The sequence below is a fragment of the Arthrobacter sp. zg-Y1143 genome (genome assembly GCF_030125565.1).
Classification (GTDB): Bacteria; Actinomycetota; Actinomycetes; order Actinomycetales; family Micrococcaceae; genus Arthrobacter_B.
The window spans coordinates 36,857-52,339 of sequence record NZ_JASKLW010000007.1 but is presented as its reverse complement, the minus strand read 5'-3'; the positions used below and the strand labels follow the sequence as shown (position 1 = coordinate 52,339).

Below are 15,483 nucleotides of genomic sequence, written 5' to 3'. Positions count from 1 at the left end.
CGCCCCACACCACCCACACCCCCCGCCCCCCGGCCCCCGGGGCCCCCCCACGCCTGCTTCGTTTCCCGACGGGAACCGGGGTTGCCTAGTGGTTGCGCAGCACGGCGACGGCGTTGTGCCCGCCGAAGCCGAACGAGTTGCTCAGGGCGACAATGTCGCCGTCGCGCAGCTTGCGGCTGGACGTAACCACGTCCAGGGGAATCTCCGGATCCTGGTTGTCCAGGTTGATGGTCACCGGGGCCTGGCGTTCATATACAGCCAGTGCAGTCAGGACCGCTTCAACCGCACCCGAGGCACCAAGCAGGTGTCCCATCTGGGACTTGGTGGCAGAGACGGCCACGCCGTCGAGGGCGTTGCCCAAGGCGGCCTTCAGCGCGGTGTACTCAGGCTTGTCACCCACCGGGGTGGACGTGGCGTGGGCGTTTACGTGCACTACGTCTTCCGCCTGGGCGCGCGCATCAAACAGGGCCGCCTTCAGGGCCCGGGTGGCGCCAAGGCCCTCGGGGTCAGGTGCCGTGATGTGGTAGGCGTCAGCAGTAACGGCAGTGCCGGCCAGTTCGGCGTAGATCCGGGCGCCGCGTGCCCGGGCGTGCTCTTCGCTTTCCAGGACGAGGGCGCCGGCGCCCTCACCCATCACGAAACCGTCGCGGTCGCGGTCGTATGGCCGGGAGGCGCGTTCGGGATCGTCGTTGCGCTTGGACAGGGCCTGCATCGAGGCGAAGGAAGCCAGGGGCATCGGGTGAATGCAGGCCTCCGCACCGCCGGCCACCACAATGTCGGCCTTGCCGGAGCGGATCAGTTCCAGCCCCTGGTGCAGGGCCTCGGTACCGGATGCGCAGGCGGAAACCGGGGTATGGGCGCCTGCCCGGGCGCCAAGGTCAAGGCTGACCGCAGCGGCGGGACCGTTGGGCATCAGCATCGGCACGGTCATGGGCAGGACCCGGCGAGGGCCCTTCTCGCGGAGAGTATCCCAGGCGTCCAGCAGGGTCCAGACTCCGCCGATGCCGGTGGCAAACGTGACCGCCAGGCGGTCCTGGTCCACATCTTCCAGGCCGGAGTCGGCCCAGGCTTCGCGGGCAGCGACGACGGCGAATTGGGTGGACGGGTCCATCCGCTTGGCTTCTACGCGGGAAAGGACTTCAGAGGCGGGATTCGTGACCCGCGCCGCGAAGGTGACGGGCAGGGAGTACTTCTGGACCCACTCGTCTTCCAACGTGCGGGCGCCGGAGACACCCTGCAGTGCGTTCTTCCACATGGTCGGGACGTCCCCGCCGATAGGCGTGGTCGCACCAAGGCCTGTGATGACTACTTTGCGGGCCATGATTCACTCTCTTGAAGCAGTTGCTGTTGGGGTGCCGGCATCCCGGCGGTACCGGGCGGCCGCCGCGGGGGGGCGGCCCCCGGCTGGTTACGCCTGGGCGTTGGAGATGAAGTCCACGGCGTCGCCGACGGTCTTCAGGTTCTTGACCTCTTCGTCCGGGATGCGCACGCCGAACTTCTCTTCGGCGTTGACCACGATGGTCATCATGGAAATGGAGTCGATGTCCAGGTCATCGGTGAAGGACTTGTCCAGCTCAACGGCTTCGGGGGCCAGACCGGTCTCTTCGTTGACGATCTCGGCGAGGCCGGCCAGGATTTCTTCGTTGCTAGCCATGGTGGCTCCTTTTCTAGTTGTGCCGGTACGGGACCGGTCCGGTTTTCCAACCGCCGCAGCGGTGTGGTTTCAGGGCCGTGCGGGTCCGGAAGGATCCGCACGGCGGGTGGTGCAGCCTAAGGGAGGACAACTACCTGCGCGCCGAAGACCAGCCCGGCACCGAATCCGATCTGCAGCGAAAGCTTGCCGCTCAGTTCCGGGTGTTCCTTCAGCAGCCGGTAGGTGGCCAGCGGAATGGACGCCGCCGAGGTGTTGCCGGCGTCGGCAATGTCCCGGGCAATGATGACCGAGTCAGGCAGTTTCAGCTGCTTGGCCATTTCGTCGATGATCCGCATGTTGGCCTGGTGGGGCACGAAGGCGGACAGGTCGTCGGCGGTGATGCCGGCGGCGTCGAGGGCCTGCTGGGCTGCTTTCGCCATTTCCCACACCGCCCAGCGGAACACGGTCTGGCCGTCCTGGCGCAGCGTCGGCCAGAGCTTGGTGTCCCGGGCGGCGAGGTCCGCGGGGCTCATCCCGCCGTCGGCCTCGGCGGCCAGGGACAGCTCGCGCACGTCAAGCATGGAATGGGTCATGCCGATTGCTCCGGACTTGCTGCCGTCCGAACCCCAGATCGAAGGTGCAATGCCCGGAGTTTCGGACGGACCAACGACGACGGCGCCCGCGCCGTCGCCGAGGAGGAAGGAGATGGTGCGTTCGGTGTTGTCGATGAAGTCCGAAAGCTTCTCCACACCGATGACCAGCACGTAGTTGGCCGCACCGGAACGGACCAGCGCATCCGCCTGGGCCACGCCGTAGCAGTAGCCGGCGCAGGCGGCGGAAACGTCGTAGGCGGGTGCCGGGGTGGCCCCCAGCCGTTCAGTGATCTGGGTGGCGGCGGACGGGGTGGCGAACGGGTGGGTCACGGTGGAAACGATGACCGCCCCCAGCTGTGAGCCGTCGATGCCGGCGTTCTGGAGCGCTTCCCGTCCGGCAGCTTCGGCCATGTCCACCACCGAGGTGCCCTTGTCCGCACGGTGCCGGGTGACGATGCCCGTACGCTGGCGGATCCATTCGTCCGAGGAGTCGATCCACTGGCACACGTCGTCATTGCTGACAATGACGTCGGGGCGGAAAGCGCCGATGCCAAGGATCCGGCTGAACTCGTTGACGGGGGATTGCTTCAGGGTGGGCGTGCTCACGCGTTACCTTCTCCGGTTGGTGCGCCGGCACCGGAATGTTCACGGATGAACTCCCGGGCGGCAGATATATCTTCTGGGGATTTCAGGGCCATGGTGGGAACCCCCTTCATGCCCCGGCGGGCCAGCCCGGTCAGGGTTCCGGCCGGCGGCAGTTCCAGGAGCCCGGTGACGCCCATGGCCAGCATGTTCTCCATGCACAGGTCCCAGCGTACGGGCCGGGAAACCTGGGCGATCAGGCTGTCGAGGTTCGCTTCGCCCGAAACCACGGCAGCGCCGTCGTGGTTGGAGAGGAGGGTCGGCAGGGGAGCTTGCGGAGAGAGGGAGGAACGCAGCGCCTCGAGGACGGTGACGGCCGGTGCCATGTGGGCGGTGTGGAAGGCGCCGGCAACCTTCAGCGGGATCACGCGCGCCTTGGCCGGTGGTGCGGCGGTGAGGACTTCCAGCTGGTTGTGCGTTCCGGCAGCCACGACCTGCCCGCCGCCGTTGGCATTGGCGGCGGTGAGCCCGGCGGCTTCCAGGACGGCGGCGACGTCGTCGGGATCCCCGCCCAGGATGGCGCTCATGCCTGTGGGCTCAACGGCGGCGGCGCGTGCCATGGCGTTGGCGCGCTCCCGCACGAAAACCATGGCGTCTTTCTCCTGCAGGGCCCCGGCGAGGGCGGAGGCAGTGATCTCTCCGACCGAATGTCCGGCCAGCACGGTGGAGGATGTCAGCTGCGACGGGTCCAGCAGCAGGCGGGCTGCCATCAGCCCTGCCGCGACAATCAGCGGCTGGGCCACCGCGGTGTCCTTGATGGTGTCCTCGTCGGAGACCGTGCCGTGGGCAATGAGGTCCAGCCCGGCAAGGTCACTCAGCGCGGAAAGATGTTCCCGCACTCCGGGCAGTTCCAGCCACGGCGCGAGGAATCCTGGTGTTTGGGACCCCTGGCCGGGGCAGACAATTGCAAGCACGTATACAGCTTTCCAAACTTAGGGGACGGGACCGGGTGTTTGCGTAGACCAAGCTCCCGGGACGGGGTTGTAGGAAGTCTACAAGGCAGGATCGGCGCTTGGACAAGTTTCAGGCGCGTGCCGGAGGCTTTTCCGGCGTGGCTTTGCCGGCCGGGGCCAGCCGGCCGACCACCAGTGCGGTCTGCAGGACAAAGGCCTCGCGGGGCAGCATGGGGTCCCAGCCGGTGACGTCGCAGACGCGGCGCAGCCGGTACCGGACGGTGTTGGCATGGACGAAGAGTTCCCGGGCGGTGGCTTCCAGGGAATGGCCCAGCGAGAGGTAGGCGCTCAGGGTGTCCGCCAGCCCGTTGGAGGCCCCGAGCAGCGGGGTGTAGATGCTTTCCACCAGGGCATTGCGTGCGGTGTCATCGCCGGACATCACCCGTTCGGGCCACAGGTCGTCCGCAGCCACCGGACGGGGCGCGGCAGGCCAGGCCCGGGCTGCGGTCAGGCCGGCAAAGGCCGCCTGTGCGGACGGGCCCGCCTCTACCAGTGACGAGGCCGGGGGACCGTAGACCACCGGCCCCGGCCCGAAGAGGTCCGAGAGCCGGGTGTAGGAAAACGCTTTGTCTTCCAGTCCGCCCAGGACCAGGATCAGCCGCTCGCCCTGGATGCCCACGAGGGTGTCCTCGGCCAGCCGGCCGGTAGCCCGGCGCAGTTCGTTGACGAAGGTGGCGTTGGCTTCGGCCGGCGAGCCGCCCACCATCACGGTGACCGGCGCCGTCGAAGTCCACCCGACGGCGGCGATGCGGGAACGCAGCGCGTCGGAGCTTTCGCCGCGGAGGATCGCGTCAACCACCAGTGCCTCCAGCCGGGTGTCCCATGCACCGCGGGTCTCCGCCGCGCGGGCGTAAACGTCAGCAGCGGCGAACGCCACCTCGCGGGAGTAGCGGAGCACCGCTTCACGCAGCTTCGACTGGACCTCGTTGGCAGCCAGTTCAGGCACGCGGTCCTCCACGACCTGGACCACTACGCGGATCAGCTGCAGTGCCTTCTGCAGGCTGATCGAGCGGGTGAGCTCGGTGGGGGCGGTGCCGAACACATCGCTGAGCACCCAGGCCGGGGATGCCGGGCGCTGGTACCAGTTCACAAAGGAGGCAATGCCTTTCTGGGCCACCATTCCCAGGGCCGAGCGTTCGTCCGGGCGCAGTCCTCGGTACCAGGGCAGCGAAATATCCAGCTGCTGGAGGGTCGCCGTGGAGAGCTTGCCGATGTTGGCCTTCAGGCGCTCCACGGTGGACTGGTCTGCGGCCGGCGGCTTCTGCGTCGAGGAAGCGGACGTGCGGGGACTGACTGGCATACCAGCGAGCTTACGGCCTGCGTACCCGAACCACCATTTTGTGTGAAGGCTACAACTTCGCTAGGCCGGCAGCTTGGGCTTCACGCCATTGGTGTAGACACCCTCCAAAGCGGCGGCCAGCTCGGTGAGCGTAGCCGGCAGGGAGACCCGGGCGTAGTTCTGCCGAAGCCGGTTGCTGACCCGGTGTGGGGGAGCATGACCGCACGGAGCTTTAAAGGCGAAGGAACCGCCGCGGGTGCGGCGGTTCCTTCGTTTTATGACGCCCTTCTGAGGCGTCATCCGGTGCTGCGCTTAGGCGTCGCCGCCCGCGTTTCCGCTGGTGCCGGCATTGACGTCCAGCAGGTGGTACTTCTCAATGGCCTCCTTGGGGGCATTGGCGTCGACTTCGCCGCGGCGCGCGAGCATCTCGAGTGCACGCACCACCATGGAGTGGCTGTCGATCTTGAAGTAGCGCCGTGCTGCTGCGCGGGTGTCCGCGAAACCGAAGTCGTCGGCGCCAAGGGTGGCAAACTCGTTCGGCAGGAACTGGCGGATCTGGTCCGGGACGGCCTTCATGTAGTCCGTGGACGCCACGATGGGACCGGTGGCCCCGGCGAGCTGCTGGGTCACGAACGGCACGCGGGGCTCCGAACCGGGATTCAGGAACGCTTCCTCTTCGGCGGCAAGGCCGTCGCGGCGGAGCTCGTTCCAAGAAGTTACGGACCAGACATCGGCCGAAACGCCCCAGTCTTCAGCCAGCAGCTTCTGGGCTTCCAGTGCCCACGGCACGGCAACACCGGAGGCCAGCAGCTGTGTGCGGGGCCCGTCGATCTTCGCCGGCGCGAGCAGGTAGATGCCCTTGATGATGCCCTCAACGTCAAGGTCCTCGGGGGCCTTGGGCTGCTGGATGGGCTCGTTGTAGACCATGATGTTGTAGATGAGGTTCGGATCCTTGGAATCCGGTCCGTACATCTCCTCGAGGCCGTGGCGCACGATGTGCCCGATCTCGTAGCCGTAGGCCGGGTCGTAGGTCTTCACCGCGGGGTTGGTGGAGGCCAGGATCGGCGAGTGGCCGTCAGCGTGCTGCAGGCCTTCACCGGTCAGGGTGGTGCGGCCGGCGGTAGCCGAGATCAGGAAGCCGCGGGCCATCTGGTCGGTGGCTGCCCAAATGTAGTCGGCCGTGCGCTGGAACCCGAACATCGAGTAGAACACGTAGACCGGGATCAGCGGTTCACCGTGCGTGGCGTAGGACGTGCCCGCAGCGGTGAACGCGGCAATGGAACCGGCCTCGTTGATGCCCACGTGCACAATTTGCCCCTGCGGGGATTCCTTGTACGCCAGGACCAGGTCCCGGTCCACGGACAGGTAGTTCTGGCCCTTGGGGTTGTAGATCTTCGCCGTGGGGAAGAACGAGTCCATGCCGAAGGTGCGGGCCTCATCGGGGATGATCGGCACAATGCGCTTGCCGAATTCCTTGTCCCGCATCAGGTCCTTGAGCAGGCGGACGAAGGCCATGGTGGTGGCTGCCAGCTGCTTGCCGGAGCCGCGGTTGGCTACTTCGTAGGCCTTTTCGTCCGGCAGATGCACCGGCTCGTGCTTGACCCGGCGCTCGGGGACGTTGCCGCCCAGTTCGCGGCGGCGCTCCAGCATGTACTTGATCTCCGGAGCGTCGGGACCCGGGTTGTAGTACGGCGGGGTGTACGGATCGGCTTCAAGCTGTTCGTCGCTGATGGGGATCCGCAGGTGGTCGCGGAAGGCCTTCAGGTCATCCAGGGTCAGCTTCTTCATCTGGTGGGTCGCGTTGCGGCCCTCGAAGTGCGTACCCAGGCCGTAGCCCTTGACCGTGTGGGCCAGGATGACCGTGGGGGCACCCTTGAACTCCATAGCGGCCTTATAGGCGGCGTAGACCTTGCGGTAGTCGTGCCCGCCGCGCTTGAGGTTCCAGATTTCCTCGTCGGTCAGGTTGGCGACGAGTTCCTTGGTTTCCGGGCTCTTGCCGAAGAAGTGGTCGCGGACGAAACCGCCGGACTCGGCCTTGTAGGTCTGGTAGTCGCCGTCGGGGGTGGAGTTCATGATTTCCACCAGCGAGCCGTCCTTGTCACGCTGCAGCAGGTCATCCCACTCGCGGCCCCAGACAACCTTAATGACGTTCCAGCCGGCGCCGCGGAAGAAGGCTTCCAGTTCCTGCATGATCTTGCCGTTGCCGCGGACCGGGCCGTCGAGGCGCTGCAGGTTGCAGTTGACGACGAAGGTCAGGTTGTCCAGCTTGTCATTTGCGGCGAGCTGGAGCAGGCCGCGCGATTCCGGCTCGTCCATTTCGCCGTCGCCCAGGAAGGCCCAGACGTGCTGCTCGGACGTGTCCTTGATGCCGCGGTTGTGCAGGTAACGGTTGGACTGCGCCTGGTAGATGGCGTTCATCGGGCCGATACCCATGGACACCGTGGGGAACTCCCAGAAGTCCGGCATGCTGCGCGGGTGCGGGTAGGAGGAAAGGGCGTGGCCCTCGCGGGACTTCTCCTGGCGGAAACCGTCCATGTCCTCTTCGGACAGCCGGCCCTCGAGGAAGGCGCGCGCGTACATACCGGGGGAAGCGTGACCCTGGAAATAAATCTGGTCTCCGCCGCCCGGATGGTCCTTGCCCCGGAAGAAGTGGTTCATGCCGACTTCGTACAGGGTTGCCGCGCCGGCATAGGTTGAAATGTGGCCGCCGACGCCGATGCCCGGGCGCTGCGCCCGGTGCACCATGATGGCCGCATTCCAACGCAGCCAGGCGCGGTAACGCCGTTCAATCTCTTCGTCGCCGGGGAACTCAGGTTCCTGGTCCACGGGGATGGTGTTGACGTAGTCGGTGGTGGTTACCATCGGCACGCCCACGCTCTGGGAACCGGCACGCTGGAGCAGCGATCGCATGATGTACTGCGCGCGTTCGGTGCCCTGCGAACGGATCAGCTCGTCGAGCGACTCGATCCATTCTGCGGTTTCCTCAGGATCACGGTCCGGTAGCTGGTTTGTTAACCCGCTCAGGATGTCCGTTGTGTCTTCTGCGGCCACGGCCAACCTCTCTTTGTACAGATTGTGTCTGCCAGATTCTTCGTGTGGACCCGGCTGTTGTCCGCCGGATCGTCGCTTGCGCGTATGCGCGCCTGGGCGCCCAAATCTGCTTTTCTTCCACTCTAGTCCCGCGCCGCCGATGTTGCGTAGCCTGCCTTGGGCCGCATCGCTGAAGGCGTACCCGCCTCCGGGCCTTGTCCGCTGCCGTATTTCGGTGTTTCGTTGACTCTTAGACCGCGCGAATCCGGCAAATGTGTGATTCCCTTGTATTTATGCAGTCAACCAGGAGGAGTGAAGTGAGCGAGGCCGAAGCCGTCACTGAGGAAAACGTGGCGAGCAGATTGGGTTTCAAGGACGGGGACCTGGTTCAGGAGTTCGGCTACGACGAGGACGTGGATTTCGATTTCCGCGAAAACCTCGAGGACCTCATCGGGGGCGAGCTGCTCACCGAAGATGACCACGACGTAGTGGACGGTGTTGTCCTGTGGTGGCGGTCAGACGACGGCGACCTTGTGGACGCGCTGGTTGACTCACTGACAACCCTCGACGACGGCGGCGTGGTCTGGGTCCTGACCCCCAAGTCCGGCCGGGAGGGCTACGTACCGCCGGCAGACATCGAGGAAGCCGCACCCACTGCGGGCCTGCACGTGACCACGTCCCCCGCGGTATGCGAGGACTGGGCCGCCACCCGCCTGGTGAGCCGACGCAAGAAGTGACGAAGCTCGCAGGCCTGCCCCGGGTAGGTGCTGCGGCTCCGGATTTCATTCTCCCGAACCAGTTCGGCGAGCAGGTGAGCCTCACCGGCCTTCGGGGTTCCGGCGTCGTGGTGGTGTTCTTCCCGTTTGCTTTCTCCCGGGTGTGCCGCGGTGAGCTGGCAGCGCTGCAGGGCGAGCGGGCACTGTTTGAAGATGCGGACGTTCGGCTGCTGGCGGTCTCGTGTGATTCGCGATACACCCTGCGTGCCTGGGCTGAACAGGAGGGTTTCGAGTTCGACCTGCTTTCGGATTTCTGGCCCCACGGCGCCACCGCGCGGTCTTACGGAGCCTTTAATGATGCGCAGGGCCTGGCAGAACGTGCCAGCTTTGTGATTGACGGATCGGGCAGCGTTAAGGCGCTCATCCGTTCCGCGCCGGGTGAAGAGCGCCCGCTTCAGCAGTACCGGAACGCCCTGGAGGCACTGTGAGCGTACAGCGTGAGGAAGAACCCCGCCCCGGGCTGGGGCTGACCGGTTTCGCCAGCGGCAGCGCGCTCGAAGCGGTGCCTGAGCCCAGCGCGGAAGAAGAGCGGCAGCTGGAACGCGCTGCCGGCTATCTCGGCGGACGGCGCATTGCCCTGCTGACCGGCGCCGGCCTCAGTACCGATTCCGGCATCCCGGACTACCGCGGCCCGGACGCCCCGCCGCGGAATCCCATGACCTACCAGCAGTTTGTCGGCGACCCGGACCTCCGCCGGAGATACTGGGCGCGAAACCATATCGGTTGGCACCACCTGCGCCATGCGGTGCCGAATCCCGGGCATGCCGCCGTGGTTCGGCTCGAGCGCCGGGGCCTGCTCTCGGGCTTGATTACCCAGAATGTGGACCGGCTGCATACCGATGCCGGCAGCGAGAATGTCATTGACCTGCACGGCCGCTATGACCGGGTGGTGTGTTTGAACTGCCGCACCGAGTTCTCCCGCGCCGACGTGGCGGTACTGCTGCAGGAACTGAATCCGGGGTACCTCGAGCGGGTACGGTCCGACGGCGGAATTGCTCCTGACGCCGACGCCGAGATTGCCGATACGGATGACTTTGTCGTGGCAGACTGCCCGGTCTGCGGCGGGATGCTCAAGCCGGACTTTGTGTACTTCGGGGAGAACGTACCCAAGGACCGGGTGGCCGAGGCGTTTGCAGTGGTGGACGCGGCCGGTGCGCTGCTCGTTGCCGGCTCGTCCCTGACAGTGATGAGCGGACTGCGCTTTGTCCGTTACGCCGCGAAGGCCGGCAAACCCGTGGTGATCGTTAACCGGGGCACGACACGGGGGGACCCGCTGGCCGACCTGAAGATCGACATGGGTGTGAGCACTGCCCTGACCTGGCTCGCCCAAAACCTTCCGGACCTGCCGCCGGCCGGGACCGCACCGGAACAGCCCTCCTCCGGAACCGCCGATTAGGCAGCGTCCGGATCTTGCGGTAATGTAATTCCTCGTGATGCAGGGCCCGCGGGGGAATCCTCCCGGACCGGCAGCACCTCTTGAGGGTCTTTAGCTCAGCTGGTAGAGCGCCACGTTTACACCGTGGATGTCATCGGTTCGATCCCGGTAGGACCCACCAAGCGGCCGCCGTTGCCTTTCGCAGAAATTGCGGAGGACAACGGCGGTTTTTTGCGTTAAGTTGACCCTCCCCACCGGCGGCGCGCCCCGTGCAGCATCACGGGGCACAACTCAGGAAACTTTAAAACTCCGGTGCTACATCTGGTTAGGTAGGATCCCCGGCCCCGGTGAGGGTCCTCGGAATGGTTCACGCAGGCGGAAGAGGTGGTGGAATGGCGGCAAAGGCGAACTCCTTCGCGGGCGCAGCGGCGGTTGTACTGATTCTGCTGTCCGCCGCAGGCTGCGCCGGACACCCGGCTACCGGGGCAAACGCTCCGGCTGTAGTGCCCCCGCCGGCCGCGGCGGCGGCTCCGGCGGGGCAGCCCGAATCCGCCGACGCTGCGGCCCTGTCTGCGGCCCTCGACCAGCTGGCAGAGGAGCGGGACGCGGATATCTCCGTGGCGGTGCTGGACAACGGTACCGGTGAGTCCTGGAGCTACAACCCCGAAGCCCGTTACCTCGAAGCCAGCCTCGTAAAGGTACCCATCCTCCTGACCCTGGTCCGCGAAGCCAGCGAAGAACAGCGCAGCTTCACCGAGGAGGAGGAGGCGCTGGCGGTGCAGATGATCGAGTACAGCGACAACGATGCCACCACGGCGCTGTACGGCATGCTGGGCGGACGGCCCGAACTGAACCGCACCTATGAACTGATCGGCGTCCGGGACACCGAAGCGGGAGAGACATGGGGTGCCACCGAAACCAGCGTTGAGGACCAGTTGAGGATCATCCGGACCGCCGCCTGCGGCGCCGACTGGCTGGACCCGGACCTGCTGGCCTTTGCGGTGTCCCTGATGGAAAACGTGTGCCCGGAGCAGAGCTGGGGAGTCAGTGCCGGAACCGATGAGGCCCAGGTGGCGCTGAAGAACGGCTGGCTGCAGGACGACGACGCCGTGTGGAACGTCGGCAGCGCCGGTATCGTGCGCGGCTGGGATAAGGACTACAGCATTGTTGTGCTCAGTTCCCGCAATTCGACGCTTGACGCCGGGATAGACGTTGTCGAGGGGGCTGCCTCGGTGATCAACGGCTACCGGCGTTAGCGGCGCGTCGGGCACCATGTGGCGGCAAGGCGGCCAAGAAGCATAGGCTGGAGCCTGAACACGGCGCAGGTCAGCCCGCGCCGGCCCCGTGCCCGCTGGGCACCCGAAAGATCCTTGGAGAGAACTTGAGTGCACAAATTGGTGTAACCGGCCTTGCCGTCATGGGCGCTAACCTTGCCCGCAATCTCGCCCGCAACGGTTACACGGTGGCCCTGCACAACCGTTCCATCGAAAAAACCGATGCCCTGCTGGCAGCGCACGGCGATGAAGGCGACTTTATCCGCACCGAGTCACTGCAGGAACTGGTGGACAACCTGGAGAAGCCGCGCCGGGTACTGATCATGGTCAAGGCCGGCGGGCCCGTGGACTCCGTTATTGACCAGCTGGTTCCCCTGCTGGAGCCGGGCGACATTGTGATCGACGCCGGCAACTCGCACTATGAGGACACCCGCCGCCGCGAGGCAGCCCTGGCCGAAAAGGACCTGCACTTCGTGGGCGTCGGCGTTTCCGGCGGCGAGGAAGGTGCCCTCCTGGGCCCGTCCATCATGCCCGGCGGCTCCCGCGAGTCCTACGACTCCCTGGGCCCCATGCTGGAAAAGATCGCCGCGAAGTACGACGGCGAACCATGCTGCACCTGGATCGGCACCGACGGCGCCGGCCACTTCGTGAAGATGGTCCACAACGGCATTGAGTATGCCGACATGCAGGTAATCGGCGAGGCTTACGACCTTCTGCGTTCGGCCGCCGGGATTGAACCCGCCGAGCAGGCCAAGATCTTCACCGAATGGAACACCGGGCAGCTGAGCTCCTTCCTGATCGAGATCACCGCCGAGGTCCTCGGCCACGTCGATGCGAAAACGGGCAAGCCGTTCGTGGACGTAGTGGTGGATTCCGCGGGACAGAAGGGCACCGGCCGCTGGACCGTGGTCTCCGGCCTGGACCTGGGTTCACCGGTCTCCGCCATCGCCGAGTCAGTCTTTGCGCGGGCCCTGTCTTCCCAGCGCGACCAGCGCGCCATCGCGCAGGGAACGCTTGAAGGCCGGGAATCCGCCGTCGAGCTCCCCGACACGTTTGTGGAAGATGTCCGGCAGGCGCTCTACGCCTCCAAGCTGGTCAGCTACGCCCAGGGCATCGACATGCTGGGCGCCGCTGCCAAGGAATACGGCTGGGACTTGAAGCTGGACGAAATCGCCTCGCTGTGGCGTGCCGGCTGCATCATCCGTGCCGAACTGCTCGATGACATCATGAAGGCCTACGCCGACGGTGAGGCTCCGGCCAACCTGCTGTTCGCTCCGGCCTTCGCGGAGTCCATTGCCGCCGCCGTTCCGGCCTGGCGCCGCGTGGTTTCCGTAGCCGTGCAGCTGGGCATTCCGGTGCCGGTGTTCTCCTCCTCCCTGGCCTACTACGACGGCCTGCGCCGCAAGCGCCTGCCGGCGGCGCTGACACAGGGGCTGCGGGACCTGTTCGGTGCGCACACCTACCACCGGGTAGACACCGAGGGCACCTTCCACACCATGTGGGGCGAGGACCGCGCCGAGGTCGAAGCAGTAGACACGGGGGGCGTGGACCGCGCCGTGGTCGACGCTGTAGACACGCACTAGCAGCAGGAACCTGATTAAACGCAGAAGGCCCGCAGCAATGCTGCGGGCCTTCTCTTTGTCCCGGACCTGACCTGTTCCGGAACTTACGGCTTAGATGTAGATGGCCGGATCCACGTATTCCGCCGGGTCCACGGCCGGCTGCGTCATTTTGGTGTCCCGGTGGCGCCACTTGGCCGGGATGCCGGTGATGATTGAATCCGCCGGCGCATCCTTGACCACAACGGCGTTGGCACCCACGGCACTGTTGGCTCCGATGGTCACCGGACCCAGGATCTTCGCACCTGCCCCAACGGTGACACCGTCGCCGATGGTCGGGTGCCGCTTGACCTTGGCCAGTGACCGGCCGCCCAGGGTGACCCCGTGGTAGAGCATCACATCATCTCCGATTTCGGCGGTCTCGCCGATCACCACTCCCATGCCGTGGTCAATGAAGAACCTGCGGCCCACGGTGGCACCGGGGTGGATCTCGATGCCGGTGGCAAACCGTGCCAGCTGCGACAGCACCCGTGCCGGGAAGCGAAGCCCGGGCCGGGCCCACATGCGGTGGGTCAGCCGGTGCATCCAGATGGCGTGCAGGCCGGAATATACAACGAGGTTTTCGAGCGAACCCCTGGCCGCCGGATCATGCGATGCGGCGGCGTCGAGGTCTTCGCGTAGTCGGGCTAACAGACTCACAGAGGGCTTTCTGCTCGGGGGTACCGCCCCGCCGGGGGCGGTACGCGGTACTAGCCGCGGATGTCGTCGTAGAGGACTGTGGAGATGTAACGCTCTCCGAAGTCGCAGACGGTGGCAACAATCAGCTTACCGGCGTTCTCTTCGCGCTTGGCGAGTTCCAGGGCGGCCCACACAATCGCACCGGAAGAAATACCGCCCAGAATGCCTTCCTGGGTGCCCAGAGCACGGGCAGTAGCAACGGAGTCCTCGATGGAGGCGTCGAACACCTCGTCGTAGACGGTGGTGTCGAGGATCTCAGGTACGAAGTTCGCGCCAATGCCCTGGATCTTGTGCGGTCCGGGGGAGCCGCCGTTGAGGATGGCGGAGTCCTTGGGCTCCACGGCCACGATCTGCACGCCCGGCTTGCGCTTCTTCAGGACCTGTCCGACGCCGGTGATGGTGCCGCCGGTGCCGATGCCGGCTACAAAGATGTCCACCTTGCCGTCGGTATCTTCCCAGATTTCCTCGGCCGTGGTGGCGCGGTGCATGGCGGGGTTGGCTTCATTGGCGAACTGCTGCGCCCAGATGGCGTTCTCGGTGGTGGCAACAATTTCCTTGGCCTTGTCCACCGCTCCGCGCATGCCTTCGGCACCGGGGGTCAGGACAATCTCGGCTCCGTAGGCGCGCAGCATGACGCGGCGCTCGGTCGACATGGTCTCGGGCATGGTCAGGATGACCCGGTAACCGCGGGCAGCGCCGACCATGGCCAGGGCAATGCCGGTGTTGCCGGAGGTGCCCTCCACAATGGTGCCGCCCGGCTTCAGGGCGCCGGCCTTCTCAGCGGCATCCACAATGGCCACGCCGATGCGGTCCTTGACACTGTTGGCGGGGTTGTAGAACTCAAGCTTCACGGCCACCTGGGCCGGGAGGCCGGCCGCGAGCCGGTTCAGCCGGACCAGCGGAGTCCCGCCCACAAGCTGGGTCACATCGTCATATATACGAGCCATGTTTTCCTCAATTCCTCAAAATTCATCGAACAATGCCGGACGGACATTTGCCCGTTCCAGCCTATCGGCGCCGTTGGCCGCGCTTAATCCTGCAGCCACCCGGAGTAATACTTGCGTGCCTTGCCCAGCTTCGGGTTGATAATCACCTGGCAGTACCCGGTACCCGGGTGCTTGGCGTAGAAATCCTGGTGGAAGTCCTCCGCCGGGTAGAACCGCGGCAGCGGCACGATTTCCGTGACGATGGGGTCCTTCCAGTTCTCCTGTGCACGTTCCAGCGAAGCTTCGAATTCCTTGCGCTGGTCCTCGTCGCGGTAGAACATCGACGAGCGGTACTGGGTGCCGACGTCGTAGCCCTGGCGGTTCAAGGTGGTCGGATCGTGCTGGGAGAAGAACATGTCCAGAATGACCTCGCCGGGAATGACATCCTCGTCGAAGGTCACGGCCACCACTTCTGCATGGCCGGTGGTGCCGGAGCATACGCTGTCGTAGTCGGGGTCGGGCAGTGCGCCGCCGGTGTAGCCGGACACCACATCGGTGACACCGCGGACCTTGCGGTATAGGGCGTCGAGGCACCAGAAGCAGCCTCCGCCAAGTACGTACGTCTTCATGTCCTTAACAATGCGTCCGGGCCCGCTTTGATTCCCGCGGACCGCCGACGGGCGCTTTGCCGGCCCGGACGCACAG

At 65.7% G+C, this 15,483-nt stretch carries 15 protein-coding genes and 1 tRNA gene; 6 read left to right on the top strand and 10 right to left on the bottom strand.

The features are described 5' to 3' along the window. Positions 1-85 precede the first annotated feature (85 nt). From fabF to aceE, 7 genes are all read right to left on the bottom strand, one after another. Positions 86-1,321 (bottom strand): beta-ketoacyl-ACP synthase II, encoded by a 1,236-nt coding sequence (gene fabF, locus QNN98_RS10585; RefSeq protein WP_227926101.1) that lies wholly within the window; start codon positions 1,319-1,321, stop codon positions 86-88. Positions 1,322-1,408: 87 nt separating this feature from the next. Further along, positions 1,409-1,654 (bottom strand): acyl carrier protein, encoded by a 246-nt coding sequence (locus QNN98_RS10580; protein WP_055240832.1) that lies wholly within the window; start codon positions 1,652-1,654, stop codon positions 1,409-1,411. 116 nt (positions 1,655-1,770) lie between these two features. After that, positions 1,771-2,832: a beta-ketoacyl-ACP synthase III gene (locus QNN98_RS10575; protein ID WP_283997005.1), complete on the bottom strand. Its 1,062-nt coding sequence runs from the start codon at positions 2,830-2,832 to the stop codon at positions 1,771-1,773. Beyond that, on the bottom strand, positions 2,829-3,782 hold the full coding sequence (locus QNN98_RS10570) for an ACP S-malonyltransferase (RefSeq protein WP_227911681.1): 954 nt from the start codon (positions 3,780-3,782) through the stop codon (positions 2,829-2,831). The genes QNN98_RS10575 and QNN98_RS10570 overlap by 4 nt, the downstream gene beginning before the upstream one ends. 109 nt (positions 3,783-3,891) lie before the next feature. Then, positions 3,892-5,121 (bottom strand): PucR family transcriptional regulator, encoded by a 1,230-nt coding sequence (locus QNN98_RS10565; protein ID WP_283997004.1) that lies wholly within the window; start codon positions 5,119-5,121, stop codon positions 3,892-3,894. 60 nt (positions 5,122-5,181) lie between these two features. Continuing rightward, positions 5,182-5,400, bottom strand: a complete 219-nt coding sequence (locus QNN98_RS10560; RefSeq protein ID WP_283997003.1) for a hypothetical protein — start codon at positions 5,398-5,400, stop codon at positions 5,182-5,184. A 12-nt stretch (positions 5,401-5,412) separates the two neighbouring features. Beyond that, positions 5,413-8,157 carry a pyruvate dehydrogenase (acetyl-transferring), homodimeric type gene (aceE, locus tag QNN98_RS10555; protein ID WP_231700587.1) on the bottom strand — a complete coding sequence of 915 codons (2,745 nt, stop codon included), beginning with the start codon at positions 8,155-8,157 and terminating at the stop codon, positions 5,413-5,415. Positions 8,158-8,447: 290 nt separating this feature from the next. On the opposite strand from aceE, the gene QNN98_RS10550 reads away from it, so the two are divergent. The 6 genes from QNN98_RS10550 to gnd all read left to right on the top strand — a co-directional run bounded on the left by QNN98_RS10550 (position 8,448) and on the right by gnd (position 13,138). Next, positions 8,448-8,867, top strand: a complete 420-nt coding sequence (locus QNN98_RS10550; RefSeq protein ID WP_227911678.1) for a DUF3052 domain-containing protein — start codon at positions 8,448-8,450, stop codon at positions 8,865-8,867. Then, positions 8,864-9,334, top strand: a complete 471-nt coding sequence (locus QNN98_RS10545) for a redoxin domain-containing protein (protein ID WP_227926105.1) — start codon at positions 8,864-8,866, stop codon at positions 9,332-9,334. The genes QNN98_RS10550 and QNN98_RS10545 overlap by 4 nt, the downstream gene beginning before the upstream one ends. Next, positions 9,331-10,302, top strand: coding sequence for an NAD-dependent protein deacetylase (locus QNN98_RS10540; RefSeq protein WP_283997002.1), 972 nt, complete (start codon positions 9,331-9,333; stop codon positions 10,300-10,302). Before QNN98_RS10545 ends, QNN98_RS10540 begins: the two co-directional genes overlap by 4 nt. 84 nt (positions 10,303-10,386) lie before the next feature. Next, a tRNA-Val gene (locus tag QNN98_RS10535) sits at positions 10,387-10,462 on the top strand. A 211-nt stretch (positions 10,463-10,673) separates the two neighbouring features. Then, positions 10,674-11,537 (top strand): serine hydrolase, encoded by an 864-nt coding sequence (locus tag QNN98_RS10530; RefSeq protein WP_227911675.1) that lies wholly within the window; start codon positions 10,674-10,676, stop codon positions 11,535-11,537. 125 nt (positions 11,538-11,662) lie between these two features. Next, on the top strand, positions 11,663-13,138 hold the full coding sequence (gene gnd / locus QNN98_RS10525) for an NADP-dependent phosphogluconate dehydrogenase (RefSeq protein ID WP_283997001.1): 1,476 nt from the start codon (positions 11,663-11,665) through the stop codon (positions 13,136-13,138). Positions 13,139-13,228: 90 nt separating this feature from the next. On the opposite strand, the gene epsC is transcribed toward gnd, so the two are convergent. From epsC to msrA, 3 genes are all read right to left on the bottom strand, one after another. After that, a complete protein-coding gene (epsC, locus tag QNN98_RS10520; RefSeq protein ID WP_227911673.1) occupies positions 13,229-13,813 on the bottom strand; it encodes a serine O-acetyltransferase EpsC in 585 nt (194 codons plus the stop codon). A gap of 50 nt (positions 13,814-13,863) precedes the next feature. Continuing rightward, positions 13,864-14,799 (bottom strand): cysteine synthase A, encoded by a 936-nt coding sequence (gene cysK / locus QNN98_RS10515; protein ID WP_227911672.1) that lies wholly within the window; start codon positions 14,797-14,799, stop codon positions 13,864-13,866. A gap of 83 nt (positions 14,800-14,882) precedes the next feature. Continuing rightward, positions 14,883-15,407, bottom strand: coding sequence for a peptide-methionine (S)-S-oxide reductase MsrA (gene msrA / locus QNN98_RS10510; RefSeq protein WP_227926107.1), 525 nt, complete (start codon positions 15,405-15,407; stop codon positions 14,883-14,885). Positions 15,408-15,483: the final 76 nt, after the last annotated feature.